This is a genomic window from Micromonospora sp. DT229, from assembly GCF_049844505.1.
GTDB lineage: Bacteria > Actinomycetota > Actinomycetes > Mycobacteriales > Micromonosporaceae > Micromonospora.
The window spans coordinates 206,059-224,951 of sequence record NZ_JBNCLD010000008.1 but is presented as its reverse complement, the minus strand read 5'-3'; the positions used below and the strand labels follow the sequence as shown (position 1 = coordinate 224,951).

The window sequence follows — 18,893 nt, the reverse complement described above, 5'->3', positions numbered from 1 at the left end:
CTCAGGCCGCCTTCCGAGGGGCCGGTACCGGGCTGGTCGCGCCGGCGGCGGCCCGGGCCTGGCGTTCCTCGATGCCGACCAGGTCGTCCGGCGGGGCGTCGGGCACCTGGTCGTCGAAGCGGGCCAGCACCGGGATCACCAGCGAGACCAGTGCCGTGACCGCGATGCAGAGCCCGAACAGCACGTAGAGCAGGCCGTGGCCGCGTCCCGGGCCGACTCCGAGGACGACGCCGACCGTGTCGGCCAGGGCACCGTCGGGCAGCAGCATCGGCTCGGCGATCCGGGCGGCGGCCGGGGCGATCAGACCCCAGCCCAGGGGCAGGGTGGACTGCGCGACCATCTGGTTGAGTGCGAAGACCCGGCCGTGTACACGCGGCGGCACCTTGGTCTGGATGATCGTGGCGTAGACCCCGTTGACGATGGCCAGACAGGCGTACATCCCGAAGGCTCCGGCGGCGATCAGGGCCAGGTTGGGGCGCAGCCCGGTCAGCATGGCGGCCACGGCGATGCCGAGGGTGCCCAGCAGCACCGCGCGCATCCGGCGGTGCCGGGGGCCGCCCCAGACCAGCATCACCAGGCCGCCGGTGGCCGCCCCGATCCCGCCGGTGAGGGCCACCTGCGCCACCTCGTCGAGGTCGGCGAAGCCGAGCACCAGCGGGGAGAGCAGGAACAGCACCGGGAAGAGGAAGAGGTTCAGCGCCGCGAAGAAGGTCAGCATGGCCCGGAACTCCCGGCGGCGCAGCGCGTACCGCAGCCCGGCGAGGATCTCCGCGCCGATGCTCTCGCGGCGTTGCAGGGCCAGGGTGCGGGGGAACTTCACCACCGCCAGCACCGTGATGGCGAAGATGTAGCAGGCCACGTCGACCAGGAGGATGCCGCGCAGTCCGACGGCCTGGAGCAGGGCCACGGCGGCCAGCGGCACCACGAACTGGGTGAGGCCGACGGCCGTCTGGGCCAGGCCGTTGGCGTGGCCGAGGAACCGTTTGGGCACCAGTTGCGGCACCGCCGAGACGAAGGCCAGGCGCTGGAAGGCCAGCGCCACCGACAGCCAGGCGGTGAAGGGGTAGAAGTGCCAGATCTCGACCCGGTCGAGAAGCACCAGTACGGCCAGCGCGGCGTTGCCGCCGCCGGCGGCGGCGCAGGCCGTCAGCAGGACGGCCCGCCGACTGAACCGGTCGACCAGCGCGCCGGCCAACGGCGCGATGAGCAGGCCGGGCAGCAGCGCCAGTACGGCGAACAGCGCGAACCGGGCCAGTGAGCCGGTCTGGATGTAGATCCACAGTGGTACGGCGAAGGTGGTCAGCGCGGTGCCCAGGCCGGAGGTGATCTGCCCGGCGGCGACCATGCCGAAGCGCCGCATGCTCGGTGGTGGCGCTGTGTCCGTCCGGCTCCGGGCGGTCGGTGGCGGTTCGGAGCCACGGTCGGAGACGGCGACCAACTGCCAGGCGGGCTCGGGGTCGACCACGGTGGGCCTCTCGTCGACCGCCGGGGTGGGGGTGTCGATGCGCCGGTGCACCTCGGTGACGATCTCGGCCAGCTCGGCGGCCCGGTACTTGAGGAAGTAGTGGCCCCCTTCGTCGATCACGGCCAGGGCGGCGCGGTCGCTGAGGAAGTGCCACTCGCGGTAGCGCTCCTCGTGGAACTCGGTGCCCCGGTCCCGCTCCCCCACCACGGAGATGATCGGCGCCCGCAGTGGGGTCACCCGCTGGCGCATCAGCTCGGTGAAGTACTCCTCGGACACCTCGGCGTCGTGGCGCATCGCCCGGATCAGGAACCGCGCCTCCTCGGGGGCGAGTTGCCCGATGTTGGTGCCCTGGGCCTGGAGCCAGGTGCGGTAGATCCGGTCGCTGCGCAGCCGTTCGGCCAGTCGCAGCCGCAGCAGCGGGCCGAGCAGGCCACCGGCGGGTCGGCCGAAGGGGAAGACCGCGCCGAGGTACACCGCTTCCAACTCCCGGCCGGCCGCCTCCAGCCGACGGGCCACCTCCACCACCAGGGCCCCACCGGGGCCGCAGTGTCCGTAGAGGATCAGCGGACCGCTGACCCGGTCCAGGATCTCCGCGACGACCTCGGCTGCGACCTGGTCGATGGGCGCGGGGTCGTCGGCCACCCCGATGTCATGTCCGGGTACGGCCACCGACAGCAGCCGGTGGCCGGGGGGCAGCGCGTCGGCCAGCGGCTGGTACACCACCGCGCTGCCGCCGCCGTACGGGACGCAGACCAGGGTGGCGACGCGCTGTCCGGCGGGCACCGGCGGGGTCAGTTCGTACAGCAGCCCGCTGCCGCCGGCAGCGCCGCCGCCGACCAGTTGCGCCAGTTCGCGTACGGTGCGGTGGCGGAACAGGTCCATCACGCTGACCGTCGGGGCGGCGGCGCCGAGCACCTCCGGCAGTTCCCGCCGCAGCCGGGCCACCACCTGGGTGGCCAGCAGCGAGTGCCCGCCCAAATCGAAGAAGTCGTCCCCGGCGCCGACCTGGGCGACCCCGAGCACCGCCTGCCAGATCCCGGCGATCAGGGTCTCCACCGGCCCCTCCGGCGCCACCTGCTCGGCACCGGTGGTCGGCTCGTCGGTCGGGGCGGGCAGGGCCCGCCGGTCCACCTTGCCGTGGTCCTGCAACGGCAGCCGGTCCAGCAGCACCCAGCGGCTGGGCAGCATGTGCTCGGGCAGCCGTTCGGCCAGTCGACGGCGCAGCTGCGTCGGCTGGGGCGGGTCCGCCTCGGTGGCCGGTTCCAGGTAGGCCACCAGCCGGTCCTCGCGCAGCAGCACCGCCGCCTGCCGGATCTCGGGGCAGTCCCGCAGGGCGGCCTCGATCTCCCCCAGTTCGACCCGGTAGCCGCGGATCTTCACCTGGTGGTCGCGTCGGCCGAGGAACATCAGCTGCCCGTCGTTGCGCCAGCGGGCCAGGTCGCCGGTGCGGTAGAGGCGGGCGCCGGGTGGGCCGTACGGGTCGGGCAGGAACCGTTGCTCGGTCAGCTCGGGCTGGTTCAGGTAGCCACGGGCCAGCCGGTCGCCGCCGAGGTACAGCTCGCCGGGCACCCCGACCGGCACCGGGCGCATCCGCTCGTCGAGCAGGTAGACCCGGGCGTGTGGCAGGGGCCGACCGATCGGTACCGGGCCGGTACCGGTCTCGGTGGCGGGTACCTCGTAGGTGGTCACGCCGACGGTGGCCTCGGTGGGGCCGTAGTGGTTGAACACCCGGGCCCCGCCGGCGGCGAGGGGGGCGATCCGCTCCAGTTCGGAGGCCTCGCCGCCGAGGATCAGCGCCCGGGCGGGCAGCAGGTCATCCGGTTCGGCGTCGGCGGTGAGCGCGGTCAGGTGCGAGGGGGTGATCTTCAGGTAGTCGATGTGCCGCGCCCGCAGCCGCTCGGCGAGTTCCGCGCCGGTGCACCGGCGGGGCAGCAGGTGCACCGCACCTCCGGTGGCCAGCGCTAGATAGAAGACGGTGACACTGAAGTCGAAGGACATCGATTGCAACAGCCCGTACCGGGCGGCCGGGACGACGGCGAACCGGTCGGCTACCCCGTCGAGGTAGCGCAGCACCTGCCGGTGGGCCACCGCCACCCCCTTGGGGACGCCGGTGGAGCCGGAGGTGTAGATGACGTAGGCGAGGTCGTCACCGGTCGCGGTGGCCTCGGGTGCGGTGTCCGGGGCGGCGGCGATGTCGGCGGCTACCTCGTCCAGGCAGGCCGTGTTCAGTTCGGCCGGCAGCAGGTCCCGCAGGTCGGAGCTGGTCAACACGATGCTCGGGCGGGCGTCGGCGAGCATCAGGCCCAGTCGGGCGGCCGGCTGCTCCGGATCCAGCGGCAGGTAGGCACCGCCGGCGCGGAGCACCCCGAGCAGGGTGGCGGCCAACTCCACGGACTGTTCCAGCAACACCCCGACCAGGCTGTCGGGGCCGACACCCCGCCCGCGCAGCCAGGCGGCCAGTTGGTTGGCCCGGCGGTCCAGCTCCCGGTAGGTGAGGGTCAGCGACTGTTCACCGACCACCGCCGGGGCGTCGGGGGTGGCGGCGACATGCCGGTCGAACAGCTCGGCCAGGGTCGTCGCGCCGCCGGTGACCCCGGTGGTGTCGTCGGTGTCGGGTCGCCCCAGGGCCAGGGTGCGGTCCCGCTCGGCCGGGTCGAGCAGGTCCAGGTCGACCACCGGGCGGTCCGGGGCCGCGACCGCGCCGCGCAGCAGGGTCTCGAAGCCGGCCGCCAGTCGCCGTACGGTGGCGGCGTCGAACAGGTCGGTGTTGTAGACGAACATGCCGCGCAGGCCGTCGGCGCTCTCCCCGACGTACAGGGACAGGTCGAAACGGGCGGTCGAGGCGTCCGTGCCGACCCCCTCGGCCCGCAGCCCGGTCGGCCAACCGATGCCGCCCTGGTCGTAGTTCTGGAGGGTGAACAACACCTGGAAGACGGGGGTACGGCTGACGTCGCGCGCCACGTTGAGGTCGGCGACCAGCCGCTCGAACGGGACCTCCTGGTGGGCCAGCGCCCGCATCACGGTGCCCCGGGTGCGCTTGAGCAGGGCCGCGAAGCTGGGCTCGGCGGGGCTGTCCGGGCCGGTGTCGATCGGCGACAGGTCGGCGCGTAGGGCCAGGGTGTTGACGAACAGGCCGACCAGCCGTTCCAGCTCCGGTACGACCCGGCCGGCGACCGGTGTGCCGATGGCGAAGTCCCGCTGGCCGCTGTAGCGGAACAGGACGGCTTGCAGGCCGGTGAGCAGCGTCATGTACAGGGTGCTGCGGTGGGTACGGCTGAGTCGGCGCAGCCCGTCGGTCAGGTCGGGGTCGAAGGCGAAGCGGTGGGTGCTCCCGGCGTACGACAGCACGACCGGGCGGGGCCGGTCGGTGGGCAGTTCCAGGGGCGGTACGTCGGTCAGCGTCGTACGCCAGTAGGCGAACCCGTCGCCGCTGGCCGGGCCGTCCAGTCGGGCCCGCTGCCAGGCGGCGTAGTCGAGGTAAGCGGTCGTCGGGGCCTCGGGGGCGGTGCCGCCGTCACGCAGCGCGCCGTAGGTGGCGGCGACCTCGCCGAGCACGATGTCCAGCGACCAGCCGTCGCTGACGATGTGGTGCATCGCCAGATGCAGCAGGTGCTGTTCGTCGTCGATCCGGACCACCAGGGCCCGCAGCAGCGGCGCGGTGGTCAGGTCGAAGGGGGTGTCGACGGCTGAGGCGACCAGTTCTCGGGCGGCCTGGTCGGATTCGGCGGCGGTGACCGTGACCGGTACCCGCACCTCGGGCACCACCTGCACGACCGGTTCCCCGTCGGCGTTCTCGGTGAACCGCATCCGCAGGCTGTCGTGTCGGGCGGCGGTGGCGTCCAGGGCGGCCCGGAGCAGGTCGATCTCCAGCGGGCCGTGCAGCCGCACCGTCGAGTAGATGACGTAGGCGGCGGTGCCCGGGGTCAACTGTTCGGTGAACCAGATTCTCTCCTGGCCGAACGACAGACGCGGGCGGTCGGTGGATCGGGGTAGTTCCGGCGAGCGGGCAGCACTCCACGCCGGCGCGTCAACGTTTGTCACGCAGCGCCTCACTCCGATGACGGATGGGAGTCAGTAGTTTGCACGGCACATCGGAGAACGCGGATCGGCTGATCGGTCCACTGTGTAAGACTCGATCGATCGATCCGGCACCCGTACGGTCCGTCTTACCGTCAGGAATGCCATTCGCGGACGTCGTCATCCCGGTCGAGTGGGCCTCGGAGCCCCTGGCCCCCGTCGAGTTCAGCGGTACCGGAGCCACCACGGCGCCGCTGACCTGGGCTCAGCAGGTGCTCTGGCGCTCGATCAGCCGGTTCGGCTCCAACCACCGCTTCCTCAACCTGCGGCGTTCCATCGCCGTCTCGGCGCGGGCCGCGAAGGACCTGCCGACCGCCCTGCGGGCGGTGGGTGCGCTGGTCAGCCGGCACGCTGCGCTGCGCACCCGGCTTCCGGTGATCGACGGCGAGCCGCGACAGGAGGCGGTGGCGAACGGGGTGCTACCGGTGCTGGTCTGCGCCGGGGTGGGTGACGGTGCCGAGGCGGCCCGGGCAGCCGCCGCCCGGCTCGGCGACGTCGCCTTCGACCACAGCGCCGAGTGGCCCCTGCGGGTGGCGCTGGTGACGGTGGACGACCGGGTACGCCAGGTCGTGCTGGTGTTCAGTCACACCACGGTGGACGCCCACGCCGCCGAGGTGGTGCTGCGTGATCTCCGGCTGCTGTTGCTGCGTGGGAGTCTGCCCACCCCGCCCGGTCCGCAGTCGACCGAGGTGGCTGTGCTCCAGCACGGGCCGGACCTCCGACGCTCCGAGCGGTCGGCGGCCTACTGGCTGCGGGAATACCGGCGGCTGCCGCAGGAACCCTGGGAGGCGACCGGACCAGGGCTGGACCCTCCGGTACGCCGGGGGGTGCTGGTCTCGTCCGCCATCGACACCGCCGCCCGGATGGTCGCCGCCCGGCACCGGGTCAGCGCCTCCGCGGTGCTGCTGGCGGCCTATCACGCGGTCGCCGCCCGGCACAGCGGCCGTACCCTGGTGGGCCTGTTTCCGATGGCGCACAACCGGTTCCGCACCGACTACGCCGAGGCCGTGGCCAACCTGGGTCAGGTCGGCTTCTGCGTGATGGACCTGTCCGGTCGGCCCGACTTCACCGAGCTGCTCTCCCGGGTCTGGACCTCCTCGCTCAACGGCCTGCGGCACGCCTACTACCACTCGGCCTCGCTGCGCAGGACCTTCGAGGAGCAGGGCATCGACTTCGACTCGATGTTCGGGCCGCAGTACTACTTCAACGACGTACGGATGTCGGTAGGTGGTGGCGGGCGGCCACCGGCGGCGACCCCCGCCGATCTTCGGGCCGCCATGGCCGCCAGCACCTTGTCCTGGACGGAGGGGCTGGATCAGACGGCCTGGCACATGTTGACCCATGTCGTGGACGAACCCGGCGGGGTGGGCATCACCCTGTCCGCCGACACCCGGCACATCGGGATGGACGCCGTACACACCCAGCTGCGCGAGATGGAGGAGCTGGTGGTGGCCGCGGCCCACAACGAGGTGCCCTGGCCCTGGTCACCGGGCGCCACCCCCGGCGCGGCTCCCGCCACCATCCCGGCCGGTGGCGGGTCGGGAGGCGTAGCGGTCCTCGCCGAGGGTGAGGAGGTCGTCTCCGCCTCCTTCTCGGGTGGGCGGGCCGCCAACGCGCCGCTGACCTGGGGGCAGCGGGCGATGTGGCGCAGCCTGGAGGAGTTCGACTCCCCCGCCGGGTACCGGGCGTTGTGCCTGCCCCGTCAGCTGCCCGTCCCCGCCCGCGCGGAGCTGACGGTCGCGCGAGCCGTCACGGCGATCGGCGCCCTGCTGGAGCGGCACGAGTCGCTGCGCACCCGGTTCCGTCGCCGCGACGACGAACTGCACCAGGAGGCGGCGGCCTCGGGCCGGATGCCCGTGCTCGTACACCCGGTGCCCCGGCCCGCCGAGGACCCCGACGGCCGGGCGGCCGCGACCGGGTTGACCGCCCGGCTGGGTGGGCCCCGCTTCGACCATGTAGCCGAGTGGCCGCTGCGGGCCGCGCTGGTCACGGTCGACGGCCGGGTACGGCAGGTGGTGGTGGTCCTCAGCCACGCCACCGTCGACGTCCACGCCGCCGACCTGGTGCTGCGCGACCTGCGGGCGTTGCTGGGCGGCTCCACACCCGCCGCTGCCGGCCTGCAGTCGCTGGGTCTCGCCGGTCGGGAGCGCGAGGTCGAGCAGCGGCGCTCACAGCGGGCGGTGGAGTACTGGGTGCGGCAGTTCGCGGACCTCACTCCCAGCCTGTCCGACCCGGTCGGGCCGGCGCCGGAGCCCCGCTACCGACGCGGCTCGCTGGTGTCCACGGCGGCGCACCACGCGGTGCGGCTGGTCGCGGCCCGGAACCGGACCAGCACCGCCAACGTGATCCTGGCGGCCACCGCCGCCGGACTGACCGGCGACGGCGGCCGGCAGACCTGCGGGATCGTGGTGATGGCCAACAACCGGTTCCAGCCCGGGCACGCCGAGGCGATCGGCACCCTCAACCAGATCGGGTTGTGTCGGCTGGACCTGTCCGGTCGGCCCGGCTTCACCGAGTTGCTGTCCCGGACCGGGCGGGCGGCGTTGGACGCCTACCGGCACGCCTACTACGACCCGGCGGTATGGGAGCGCACCTTCACCGACCTGGGGCACGAGCACCGGACCTTCCTGGCACCCTACTGCTACCTCAACGACGCCCGACTGCTCCACGAAGCCGGCCCGGCGCCGTCGGGCCCGGACGGGGCCGGCCTGCGGACGATGCTGCCGGACAGCCGTTTCCGCTGGTTGGCCGAGCTTGAGCAGTTCCCGTGGCGGTGCCGTCTCCAGGTGCTCGACGCACCCGAGGGGGTGGAGTTGGTCGTCACCGCCGACACCCGGTACTTCCCGGCCCAGCGGGTCGAGCCGTTCCTGCGCGGCATCGAGGCGCTGCTGGTCGAGGCGGCCCACCGGGACGTGCCCTGGCCGTGGACGCCCGGCACCGCCGCCGGGTGACCCGCCCACCGCCGCCGGGTCAGCCGCCCACCGGTCGAAAACCGCTCGGTCGGTACGGCGCCGGATGCGATGATCCGGCGATGTCCTCCTCGCGTCGCGACCTGCTGCGCTGGCAGTTCGACCTGACCTGGTCCCTGTTCGACTACCACCTGCAGCGGCTGACGCCGGAGCAGTTCCGCTGGGAGCCGGTGACGCACTGCTGGACGGTTCGCCGGGACCCGGCGGGCCACTGGGTGCCGGACTGGGCCGACACCGAGCCCGATCCGGTCCCGGTGCCCACCATCGCCTGGCTCACCTGGCACATCGGCTGGTGGTGGAGCGTCGCCCTCGACCACCTTCAGGGTCGGCCACCCCGCGAGCGCACCGAGATTCACTGGCCCGGCGACGGTACGCCCACCATCGAGTGGCTGGGTGAGCTACGGGCCGAGTGGCAGGAGGTGCTGGACCGGCTCACCGACGCCGACCTCGACCGGGTGGCGCCGTTCCCGTGGCCGCACGACCCGGAGCACGCCGTCGCGCATCTGCTCGCCTGGGTCAACGCCGAGTTGATGAAGAACGCCGCCGAGATCGGCCAACTCCGGCTGCTGCATCAGGCGGAACCGGCCTGATCGTTCATCCGGCGGGTCAACTCGGCCGCCCGGTAGGCCGCGACCTGACGCGCCTGGTCGGCCACGAAACGCCGCAGCAACGCCGGGGCGGTGGCGGTGACCTGCTCCTGCACCCGGGTCCCGGTCGCCTCGGCGGTCAGGTCCACCACCGCGCGCAGTCGCACCCTGGCGGGACTGACCACCTCGCTGACCAGTCGGGCGCCCGGCCGGGTGGTGACCATGCGTACCCGGATCCGGTTGTCCCAGCGCAACAGGCGGAGGAACCGGAACCGCTCGACCGCGACGTAGTCGGTCACGGTGCGCCCCTCGGCGTCCCGGCTGGTACGCACCTCGTCCACCGCCACGATCAACGGCGACAGCCCGATATAGCTGTGCGGATCACTGAGGTGGTCGAAGACCTCCTCCACAGAGGAGGAAACCAGAGAGGTTGTCGTGAAAGCGATGGCGGGAGCCGACCGGTCGGGCACCCTGCCATCCTGCCACGGCCAGTGCAATCGACATATGTATAAGCGAATCATCGAAATGTTTGGTCATCAGTCGGATGACCGGCCGTGAGCTGCACCGTAGCGTCAACGCGATTCACCTCGCACGGATCTGGTCACGCACAGTGACCACCTTGCGGGTGTCGCGGAAAGCCGTGACGGACCGCTTCGGCGGTGGTGAATCGGAGCCCGCGCTGTCCTTTCAACCCCCAAAAGGAGCAAAGGTGCCCCTACAGCCCCATCGATCTCGTGGCCGACGTGCCGCAGGGGTGGTACTCACCACCACCCTCGTCGCGTCGCTGACCACACTCGCCGCCAATCCCGCCTCGGCCGCGCCCGAGGAGGCCCCGGCCCGGTCGAACCCGATCTTCCTTACCGGCCCGAACGACGGTGCCGCCGAGGACATCGCCATTCGCTACCTGCGCGGCAACGCCGCCGCGCACGGGGTGAACGCCGCGGATCTCAGCGACCTGAGCATCCTGTCCAGCTACACCAGCCGGCACAACGGTGTCACCCACGTCAACCTGGCCCAGCGCCACCAGAACCTGGAAGTGTTCGGCGCCGCCGCCACGGTGAACATCGCCAGGGACGGCAGCGTCATCCTGGTCGGCGACACCCTGGTCGCGGACCTGGCGAAGGGCACCTCCGGCACGGCGGACCTCAACGCCGTCGACGCGGTCGAGGCCGCCGCCGACGCCCTGGACCTGGCCGCGCCGAAGAGCCCCAAGGTCCTCAGCCGGGCCGGTGGCGCGGCACAGAAGACCGTGGTGTCGGAGAGCGGCATCTCCGACGAGCCGATCCCGGCGAAGCTGGGTTGGCAGCCGACCGAGGACGGGCTGCGCCTGGCCTGGCAGCTGGTCATCGACGACTCCTCGGACTCGCACCTGTGGAACGCCACGATCGACGCGGAGAGCGGCGAGCTGCTCGACGTCGACGACTGGACGACCCAGCACGAGGCCCACGAGGTCGCCGACAACCTGGACGCCCTGGCGCCCGGGCGGGCCACCACGCTGAACAGCGCCGGTTTCCACACCCACGAGCCGGTGCAGGACGGCTCCAGCTACCGGGTGTACGCCGGACCGGCCGAGAGCCCGAACGACGGCCCCCGCACCGTGGTGACCAACCCGGCCGACCGGGTCGCCTCGCCGTACGGCTGGCACGACACCGACGGGGCGCCGGGCGCGGAGTACACCACCACCCAGGGCAACAACGTCCACGCGTACCAGGACACCGACAGCAACAACGCCCCCGACCTCGGCAGCAGCCCGGACGGCGGGCCGAGCCTGACCTTCGACAACCCGGTCGACCTGAACGAGCACGCGCAGAGCTACCGGGACGCGGCGACGGCGAACCTGTTCTACTGGAACAACATCATCCACGACGTCACCCACCGCTACGGGTTCGACGAGGCGTCGGGCAACTTCCAGATGAACAACTACGGCCGTGGCGGCGTGGGCGGCGACTACGTCCGGGCCGAGGCCGCCGACGGCGGTGGCACCAACAACGCCAACTTCTCCACCCCGGCCGCCGACGGCGCCGCCCCGCGGATGCAGATGTACCTGTGGCCGGGTAACCAGTTCGGTGCCCAGAACCAGGTCGTCCTGGACGGCGTGGGTTCGTTCGACGCGAGCTGGTCGCGGTTCAGCCCGGCCCCCTCGGTGGCCGGCCTGCCGGGGCACCGCTACGTCTACGGCGGCACCGGCTGCGCCCCGGCGACCTACCCGGCGACCCTGCCGAGCGGCAACTGGATCGCGGTCGTCGACGGCGGCACCGCGGCCTGCACCTACCTGCTGCGTACCCAGGTCGCCCAGTCCCTCGGCGCCAAGGCCGTCGTGGTGGCGCACAACGCCGCCGGGGCCGCTCCGGTGCTGACCGGCTCCATGACCGGCACGCCGGTCGCCATCCCGGCGGTCGCGGTCACCCAGGCCGACGGCAACGCCATCAAGGCCGCCATCGCCGCCGGTGACGTCACCGGTTCGGTGCGCAAGCACCCCAGCCACCCGGGCATCCGCGACGGTGACTTCGACGCCGGCATCGTCATCCACGAGTACGGTCACGGCATCTCCAACCGCCTGACCGGCGGCCCGAACATCAACTGCCTCAGCGGCAACGAGCAGATGGGTGAGGGCTGGAGCGACTACTTCGCGGTCACCATGCTGCTCGACCCGAGCGTCGACACCGCCGACGGGGTGCGCGGCATGGGTCCGTACGCCCTCTTCCAGGAGGACCGCAGCGGCGCCGGCATCCGGCCGCGTCCGTACTCGCGGAACATGGACATCCAGCCGTTCACCTACGACAGCATCAAGACCGGCGGCTGGCTGAACGGCACCTCCCTGGCCGCGCCGCACGGCATCGGTCACGGCTGGGCCGCCGTGCTGTGGGACATGACCTGGGACCTGATCGACCGGCACGGGTTCAACCCGAACGTCTACGACTCGTGGAACACCGGCGGCAACAACCTGTCGCTCCAGCTGGTCATGGACGGGCTCAAGATGCAGGGCTGCGGCCCCGGCCTGGTCGCCGGCCGCAACGGCATCATCGCCGCGGACGCCGCCCTCACCGGCGGGGAGAACTCCTGCACCCTGTGGGCCTCCTTCGCCCGCCGGGGTCTCGGCTACAGCGCCGTACAGGGCACCACCAACCGCGACGACAACACCGAGGCGTTCGACACCCACCCGTCGTGCCGTGGTGACTTCCTCAACCGTACGGGGATGACCACCCTGGACGCCGGCGACGCTGCCCCGATGCAGTTCCAGCTCGCCAGCAACCGGGGCCTGGACATCCTGGCCAGCAACTCGCCGTACTCGCGTCTGGTGGACTGCGACACCCTGCAGACCGTCAACCCGAGCGGGCCCATCACCCCGCGGCCGACCCCCGTCAAGGCGGTCAACCCCGGAAAGTCGAAGATGTCCGTCAATGCCCACGGTCGGTACAACTACGTCTGGAAGACCGACCCCGCCTGGGCCGGCACCTGCCGGGAATTCGTGCTGACCCTCGACAACGGATTCCAGTACCGCACCTACTTCAAGTTCATCGGCTGATCCCCAGCAACGATCTGAGGTAGAGCCGGAGGGAGCGTCCCGCAAGTCGGAACGCTCCCTCCGGTGCGTTCACCCTGCCATCGCGGCTTACCAGGGCCGCGGTGCAGCGCGGCGACAAGCCGCCGTACCCGTACAACGAAGGAGCCTCTGGTGCCCTCATCCCCCCGGAGATCTCGTGGTCGACGCAACGCCGCGTTGGTGTTGTCCACCACCCTCGTCGTGTCCCTGACATCGGTTTCCGCGCCCGCCTCCGCAGCGCCGGAGGAAGGGGCGGACACCCCGAACCCGATCTTCCTCACCGGCCCGAACGAGGGTGCCCCGGAGGCCCTCGCCGTCAACTACCTGCGGGCCAACCCGGTCCAGCACGGGGTCAGCGCCGCCGACCTCAGCGACCTCGCGGTGGCCTCGATGTACACCAGCCGGCACAACGGGGTGACCCATGTGAACCTGGCCCAGCGGCACCAGAACCTGGAGGTGTTCGGCGCCACCGCCACGGTCAACCTGGCCCGGGACGGCAGTGTCGTCTTCGTCGGTGACAGCCTGGTGGCCGACCTGGCCGAGAAGGCCTCCGGCGCGGCCTCGCTGGACGCGGTCGAGGCGGTCGAGGCCGCGGCCGAGGCCCTCGACCTGGCCGATCCCAAGAGCCCGCGGGTGATGAGCCGGGCCGGTGGTGCGGCCCAGCGCACCGTGGTCTCCGGCAGCGGCATCTCCGAGCAGCCGATCCCGGCGAAGCTGGGTTGGCAGCCGACCGAGGACGGGCTGCGCCTGGCCTGGCAGCTGGTCATCGACGACTCCTCGGACCCGCACCTGTGGAACGTGGCCGTCGACGCGCAGACCGGAGAGCTGCTCGACAGCGACGACTGGACCACCCACGACAGTCCTGGGGACCTGGCCGCCACCCTGGGCCGACCGGAGCAGCGGACGGCCGGGGCCACCACCGCCGCAGACGTCGAGATCCCGACCGTCCTCCCGCGCAACCAGGCCGTCGACGGCTCCAGCTACCGGGTCTTCGAGTTCCCGAAGAACGACGCCAACGAGGGGCCGCGCAACCTGGTGACCAACCCGGCCGAGGGGACCGCCTCGCCGTACGGTTGGCACGACACCGACGGGGTCCCGGGTCCGGAGTACACCATCACCCGGGGCAACAACGCCCACGCCTACACCGACCGGGACGCCAACAACCAGGTCGACCCGGGCAGCTCCCCCGACGGCGGACCGGGTCTGAACTTCGACTTCCCGGCCGACCTGGACGAGCACCCGCAGACCTACCGCGATGCCGCGGTGGTGAACCAGTTCTACTGGTGCAACGTCGTGCACGACCTCACCTACGGGTACGGCTTCGACGAGCCGGCCGGCAACTTCCAGGTGAACAACTACGGCCGTGGCGGGGTCGGCGGCGACGACGTGATGTGCGAGGCGCACGACGGCTCCGGCCAGAACAACGCCAACTTCTCCACCCCGGCGATGGACGGCGGCCGGCCCCGGATGCAGATGTTCCTCTGGCCGGGCAACCAGTTCGGCCTGCCCAACGCGGTGACTGTCGGTTCGGGTGCCGGCGCCGCCACCTACCAGGCGGAGTACGCCCGGTTCACCCCCGCCCCCACCCGGGCCGGCTTCGCCGGTGACCTGGCGCTGGTCGACGACGGGGTGGGCGCCACCGGCGACGGCTGCACCGCGTACAGCCTGCCGGCCGGCGCGATCGCCGTGCTGGACCGCAGCAGCAGCTGCAACTACTACACCCAGGTCAGCAACGCCGAGCAGGCCGGCGCGGCCGCCGTGGTGGTGGTCAACAACGTGGCCAGCGCCCCGGTGGTGATGAACGGGTCGATGAACCCGGCGGTCGGCATCCCCGCGGTGATGGTGAGCCAGGCCGACGGCAACGCCATCAAGGCCGCCCTGCCGTCCGCCGGACGGGTGCACCGCAACCTGGACCGCCCGGCCATGCGGGACGCCTCGTTCCGCGCGGAGACGATCTTCCACGAGTACGGTCACGGGGTCTCGCTGCGGCTGACCGGTGGCCCGACGGTCAACTGCCTGACCGGTAACGAGCAGATGGGCGAGGGCTGGAGCGACTTCCTGGCGATCGTCTCGCTGATCAACCCCTCCATCGACAACCCCGAGGGCCCGCGTGGTTACGGGCAGTACGCGCTGTTCCAGGACAGCCGCACCGGTGACGGTTTCCGGCCGCGTCCGTACTCGCGGAACATGGAGATCCAGCCCTTCACCTACGACAGCATCAAGACCGGTGGCTGGCTGGACGGCACCTCCCTGGCCGCCCCGCACGGCATCGGTCACGGTTGGGCCGCCGTGCTGTGGGACATGACCTGGGACCTGATCGACCGGCACGGGTTCAACCCGAACGTCTACGACCCGTGGAGCACCGGGGGCAACAACCTGGCCCTGCAACTGGTGATGGACGGGTTGAAGATGCAGGGTTGCGGCCCCGGCTTCGTCACCGGCCGCAACGCCATCATCGCCGCGGACGCCGCCCTCACCGGCGGGGAGAACTCCTGCACCCTGTGGGCCTCCTTCGCCCGCCGGGGCCTGGGCTACAGCGCCGTACAGGGCACCACCAACCGCGACGACAACACCGAGGCGTTCGACACCCACCCGTCGTGCCGTGGTGACTTCCTCAACCGTACGGGGATGACCACCATCAGCGCCGGATCGGCCGCGCCGATGCAGTTCCAGCTCGCCAGCAACCGGGGCCTGGACATCCTGGCCAGCAACTCCCCGTACTCGCGTCTGGTGGACTGCGACACCCTGCAGACCGTCAACCCGGACGGCACCATCACCCCGCGGCCGACCCCCGTCAAGGCGGTCAACCCCGGGAACTCGAAGATGTCCGTCAACGCCAAGGGCCGGTACAACTACGTCTGGAAGACCGACCCCGCCTGGGCCGGCACCTGCCGGGAATTCGTGCTCACCCTCGACAACGGATTCCAGTACCGCACCTACTTCAAGTTCGTCGGCTAACCCCTGATCGATAGCCGGGGAGCGTTCCGAGCCACGGAACGCTCCCCGGTCCACGGGTCGGGTCAGGCGTAGAAGCCGGTCCGCAGCTCGATTCCGTGCTCCAGCCACGCCTTGAGGCAGCAGAGCATGTTCGTCCACCCCTCGCAGGTGCCGTACGAGGCACGCTGCCCCTGCGGGGTGGGTCGCCGGCCCTCCTCGGCGATGGTGACCAGGGTGCGGTCGGTGGCCCCGGTGGCCAGGCTGGCCGCCCTCAAGTCGGCCCTGGAGCGACCCACCCAGGGATAACTGTCAGCTCATGACCCTTGACACTCCGACGGGTCTTCCATAAAGATCATTGTCGTGCGAAGCGCCTACCTGACGAAGCGAGGTCACATCGACCTCCTGCGCGTCGCCAGCGCTGCCTGTCGACCCTGCCGCTGACGCCGGGTCATCCCCTCTTCTGCCCGCCGCGGGCGACTTCATGCCGTAGGTCTCCGGCCCTACCCGCACGTCCGCGCACGGCAGTCGCTTCATCCGACAGGAGAGCTGTCCATCGTGCACACCATGTCCGTACGCCTGGCCACCGCCGGGCTCTCCCTAGCCCTGCTGGGTACGACGGCCTGGGTCGCGCCGGCGAACGCCTCGGCGTTGCCGGCGGTACCACCGTCGTCGCCCGGTCTCCACCAGATCACCGGTTACCCCCGGCAGAACGTGCTCCCGGTCTGGCCGGCCAACGCCGCCGACGCCTCCATCCCGATCGGCGTCGTCCCCTACCACGAGATCGCCCCGAAGCTGAACGCGTTGCAGGCCGCCAGCAACCGGGTCTCCGCCCGGGTGGCGGGCACCTCCAGCGGCGGCCATGACCTGTACGCGGTGGTCGTCACCGCCCCGGAGACCCGGCAGCAGGCCCGTCAGCAGGAGGAGTGGAAGCGCCTCATCGAGGAGGACCCGGTCCGGGCCCGTACCGACCGCAAGCTGCTGGCCGGATACAAGACCCCGCTGTTCATCAACGCCAACATCCACGGCAACGAGTGGGAGGGCACCGACGCGGCGCTGCGGGTCATCGAGGAGTACGCCACCAGCCGCGACCCCGAGGTGGTCCGGTTGCTGGAGCGCAACCGGCTGATCTTCAACGTGACCGCCAATCCGGACGGCCGGATCGCCGGCACCCGCCCCAACGACAACGGGTACGACCTCAACCGGGATCTGACCATCGTCTCCCAGCCGGAGACGAACCTGATCCGCGAGTTGATCATCGACACCAAGCCGATCATCACGCTGGATCTGCACGGCTACGTCAACCCGACCCTGCTGCACCCGAGCACCCCGCCGCACAACGTCAACAACGAGTACGACCTGTTCATCAAGCACGCCCTGCCGAACGCCCTCGGCATCGAGGCGGACCTGCGGGCCCTCGGCCACTCCGAGACCCAGCGGGCCCGCATCCCGTTCCGCGACGACGCGCCGGGGGTCTGGGACGACTTCCCGCCGATCTACGTGCCGTCCTTCGCGTTGTTGCAGAGCAGCATCCCGTACACCATCGAGGCGCCGCTCAACCCGCGCGGGGCCAACCTGACCCCGCAGGAGCGGGTGCGGCGCTCCGGCATCAACACCGACGTGCACGAGGTGGCGATCAAGTCGTCGCTGCGCTACATCCAGGACCACCGCAACCAACTGATCTTCGACCAGGCGGAGGTCTACCGGCGCGGCTGGGCCGGTGAGCCGTTGCGGGACATTCCCGACGGCTTCGTGCCGGGCTGGGGCCCGGAGGACAACTACCAGACCGTCTTCCCCCGGGCGTACGTGATCCCGACCGGTCCTGGGCAGCGGTCCGAGCCGGCCGCCGCACGCCTGGTGGACCTGCTGATCGGCAGCGGTGGCCGGGTGTGGCGGGCCAAGCACGCCTTCCGGGCCGCCGGCAAGAGCTACCCGGCCGGTTCGTACGTGATCGACCTGCACCAGCCCAAGCGGGGTCTGGTCAACTCGCTGCTGGAACCGGGCATCGACCTGACCGACCGGGTGGACGACCTCTACGCCGGTCCGGCGGCCTGGAGCCACGGGCTGACCTGGGGCGCCACCGTGGACACCCTGTGGGACGCCAAGCTGCCCAAGGTGCACCTGACCCGGGTGTACGACGGGGTGGCCAGCGGCACCCTGCCGCCCGCCAGCACCGACGTGCGGCTGGACATCCAGGACTCCGCCGACCTGCTGGTGGTCAACTCGCTGATCCGCAAGGGCCTGCGGGTGCACCGGCTCGCCGACGGGTCCGTGGTGGTGCAGACCACCCCGGGCAGCCGCAGGCTGCTCCAGGAGGCGGTCCGCACCCACGGGGTCACCTTCGAGCGGGCCCCGGCCCGCTGGCGGGGCACCCCGGTGAAGGAGATCGTCGTCGGTTACCTGGGTGGTGTGGAGGCCCGGGACACCCTGGCCGCCCTGGGCTTCGCGACCCGGGCGGTCACCGCCGCGACGCTTGCCGACACGCTGACCGAGGAGGTCGACGTGCTGCTGGTGGCGAGCAGCCTCAACGTGGCCAACCTGACCCCGGCCAACCGGGCGGCGTTGGACGCCTTCCTTGCCCGAGGCGGCGGGGTGGTCGGCCTCGGCACCGCCGGGGCGAGCTTCGGCAACGCGACCTCGCTGCTCAGTGTCACCGCCACCGCAGGGCCGTCGCTGGCCAGCGGGGTGGTCAACGTGGTGAACCGGGGTGGTCCGGTCACCGCCGGGGCCGGCGCGCACAGCTTCATCAGCCAGCCGGTCTGGTTCACCAACCTGGGCGCCGGGGTGACCGTGGAGCAGTCGTACGCGGCGGATCCCCTGCTGGCCGGCTGGTGGGCGACCACCGGGGCGAACGGGCAGGCCGCCGCCGCGAACCAGGCCAGCATCGTGCGCACGGTGAGTGCGGGCGGCAACGGGGTGGTGCTCCTCGGCACCAACCCGACCTTCCGGCTGCACCCGAAGGGGCTCCAACCGCAACTGGGTCGGGCCCTGCTGTGGGCCGCGCAACCGTGAGTTGAGCGTGCGGGCCCCGGCGATCTCGCCGGGGCCCGCGCCGCCGCCCAGCCCGCGAACAAGGGCCGAACGGCCTGGTCAGCGGAGGTGCGGGGCGGACACCATGAGGGCATGACGGGCCGTAGACCGGACGCCAGGTGCCCGCTTCGCCCCGATCAGCCGTGCACCCTGTGCCAGTTGGACGTCACCGGCCCACAGGACTGCCCGCTGGTCTACCTGGTGATGACCGACGAGGAGTTGTGGGCCGGCACGCGACAGGCGGCCCGCAGCCGTCGGCCGAGCTGATCCGGTCCCTGATCACGTCG

10 protein-coding genes are annotated in these 18,893 nt (G+C 71.6%); 7 read left to right on the top strand and 3 right to left on the bottom strand.

Going from position 1 to position 18,893, the window contains the following annotated elements:
• Window position 1: 1 nt before the first annotated feature.
• Window positions 2–5,506, bottom strand: coding sequence for a non-ribosomal peptide synthetase/MFS transporter (locus tag ACLQ2T_RS15450; protein WP_425766821.1), 5,505 nt, complete (start codon window positions 5,504–5,506; stop codon window positions 2–4).
• 137 nt (window positions 5,507–5,643) lie between these two features.
• Between ACLQ2T_RS15450 and ACLQ2T_RS15445 the strand changes: the two genes are divergently transcribed.
• A complete protein-coding gene (locus ACLQ2T_RS15445; protein WP_425766820.1) occupies window positions 5,644–8,493 on the top strand; it encodes a condensation domain-containing protein in 2,850 nt (949 codons plus the stop codon).
• 80 nt (window positions 8,494–8,573) lie between these two features.
• Entirely contained in the window at window positions 8,574–9,101 is a 528-nt protein-coding gene (locus ACLQ2T_RS15440; RefSeq protein ID WP_425766819.1) for a DinB family protein, read from the top strand.
• Here the strand turns inward: ACLQ2T_RS15440 and ACLQ2T_RS15435 are convergent.
• Window positions 9,083–9,508, bottom strand: a complete 426-nt coding sequence (locus tag ACLQ2T_RS15435; protein ID WP_425766818.1) for an SRPBCC family protein — start codon at window positions 9,506–9,508, stop codon at window positions 9,083–9,085. The genes ACLQ2T_RS15440 and ACLQ2T_RS15435 overlap by 19 nt on opposite strands.
• A 344-nt stretch (window positions 9,509–9,852) precedes the next feature.
• Here ACLQ2T_RS15435 and ACLQ2T_RS15430 point away from each other — a divergent pair, with 344 nt between their 5' ends.
• Both ACLQ2T_RS15430 and ACLQ2T_RS15425 read left to right on the top strand, forming a co-directional pair.
• Complete coding sequence (locus tag ACLQ2T_RS15430; RefSeq protein ID WP_425766817.1) at window positions 9,853–12,624, top strand: M36 family metallopeptidase; 2,772 nt, start codon at window positions 9,853–9,855, stop codon at window positions 12,622–12,624.
• 150 nt (window positions 12,625–12,774) lie between these two features.
• Window positions 12,775–15,600 carry a M36 family metallopeptidase gene (locus tag ACLQ2T_RS15425; RefSeq protein ID WP_425766816.1) on the top strand — a complete coding sequence of 942 codons (2,826 nt, stop codon included), beginning with the start codon at window positions 12,775–12,777 and terminating at the stop codon, window positions 15,598–15,600.
• A 62-nt stretch (window positions 15,601–15,662) separates the two neighbouring features.
• Here ACLQ2T_RS15425 and ACLQ2T_RS15420 read toward each other — a convergent pair whose 3' ends face one another.
• Window positions 15,663–15,854, bottom strand: a complete 192-nt coding sequence (locus ACLQ2T_RS15420) for a hypothetical protein (protein WP_425766815.1) — start codon at window positions 15,852–15,854, stop codon at window positions 15,663–15,665.
• Between the two features lie 85 nt (window positions 15,855–15,939).
• Here ACLQ2T_RS15420 and ACLQ2T_RS15415 point away from each other — a divergent pair, with 85 nt between their 5' ends.
• From ACLQ2T_RS15415 to ACLQ2T_RS15405, 3 genes are all read left to right on the top strand, one after another.
• Entirely contained in the window at window positions 15,940–16,020 is an 81-nt protein-coding gene (locus ACLQ2T_RS15415) for a putative leader peptide (protein WP_350697899.1), read from the top strand.
• A 123-nt stretch (window positions 16,021–16,143) separates the two neighbouring features.
• Window positions 16,144–18,588, top strand: a complete 2,445-nt coding sequence (locus tag ACLQ2T_RS15410; protein ID WP_425766814.1) for a M14 family zinc carboxypeptidase — start codon at window positions 16,144–16,146, stop codon at window positions 18,586–18,588.
• 111 nt (window positions 18,589–18,699) lie between these two features.
• Window positions 18,700–18,873 (top strand): DUF6767 domain-containing protein, encoded by a 174-nt coding sequence (locus tag ACLQ2T_RS15405; protein WP_425766813.1) that lies wholly within the window; start codon window positions 18,700–18,702, stop codon window positions 18,871–18,873.
• The last annotated feature ends 20 nt before the right edge of the window (window positions 18,874–18,893 follow it).

Bases quoted from the DNA above. Each gene is read 5' to 3' on its own strand.
- ACLQ2T_RS15445 (WP_425766820.1), top strand. From the start codon at position 5,644: ATGCCATTCGCGGACGTCGTCATCCCGGTCGAGTGGGCCTCGGAGCCC.
- ACLQ2T_RS15440 (WP_425766819.1), top strand. From the start codon at position 8,574: ATGTCCTCCTCGCGTCGCGACCTGCTGCGCTGGCAGTTCGACCTGACC.
- ACLQ2T_RS15410 (WP_425766814.1), top strand. From the start codon at position 16,144: ATGTCCGTACGCCTGGCCACCGCCGGGCTCTCCCTAGCCCTGCTGGGT.
- ACLQ2T_RS15405 (WP_425766813.1), top strand. From the start codon at position 18,700: ATGACGGGCCGTAGACCGGACGCCAGGTGCCCGCTTCGCCCCGATCAG.